Source organism: Teichococcus aerophilus, assembly GCF_014490485.1.
GTDB lineage: Bacteria > Pseudomonadota > Alphaproteobacteria > Acetobacterales > Acetobacteraceae > Pseudoroseomonas > Pseudoroseomonas aerophila.
The window spans coordinates 1-840 of the sequence record NZ_JACTVA010000130.1; the positions used below are offsets into that span (position 1 = coordinate 1).

General features: G+C 74.8%; 1 protein-coding gene. It reads left to right on the forward strand.

Going from position 1 to position 840, the window contains the following annotated elements:
* Positions 1-265 precede the first annotated feature (265 nt).
* Positions 266-840 (forward strand): EF-hand domain-containing protein (locus tag IBL26_RS25435; RefSeq protein ID WP_187787283.1); only part of this gene is annotated, 575 nt, incomplete at its 3' end.

Genomic DNA, 840 nt, shown 5'->3' on the forward strand with positions numbered 1-840 from the left:
CCCCCACCCGCGCCGCCGCCCGCACCCCGGCGCGCGCGACCCCCGCCCGGGCCACCCCGGCCCGCGCAGCGACCCCGACGAGCCGCAACCACCGCTGAATACCCTTTCGCCACGCCGCCCCGTTGCGGGACGCGGCGTGGCGCACCCCGCCCTCCGACACACTTTCTTACCCGGTCGTCCGCCCGGGTCATTCGCCTGTTACACGGGCTCCCCAGATGTTTCCCCGAGGCGCAATGCCGCCACCATTGAACGGGAACGTCGCCCCATGAAACGCACTCTTGCTCTTGGCTTCTTTGGCGCGGCCCTCTCCGCCGCCGCCCTGCCGGCGCTGGCCCAGCCGGCCCCCGACCGTGGCCCTGGCCGCATACAGGCCCGCATCTTCGACCAGGCCGACGCCAACAAGGATGGCCGCGTCAGCGAGGCCGAGGCCGTGGCCTTCATGACCGCGCGCTTCGCCGAGGCCGACGCCAACAGGGATGGCGGCGTGACGCCGGAGGAGATGAGCCAGTTCGTCCGCGCCCAGTTTGAGGCCAATCGCCCGCCGCCGCCGGCCGGGCGTGAGCGGCGGGAGCCGCCGCCGCGTGCCGTGCGCGCGATGGAGGAGCGGCAGGCCACCATCTTCCGCATCATGGATGCCAACCGCGATGGCCGCGTGACAGTGGAGGAGATGCAGCCGGTGGTGCTGGCCATGTTCCGCGCCGCCGACACCAATGGGGACGGCGCGCTGGAACGCAGCGAGTTGCAGCGCCAGCATCGCGGCCCTGGCCGGCCGGGCGGCCGCCCGGCACCGGTCACGCCTGCCCCGGACGCGCCTGCCCCTGGCGCCCCCGCCCCGGGCGC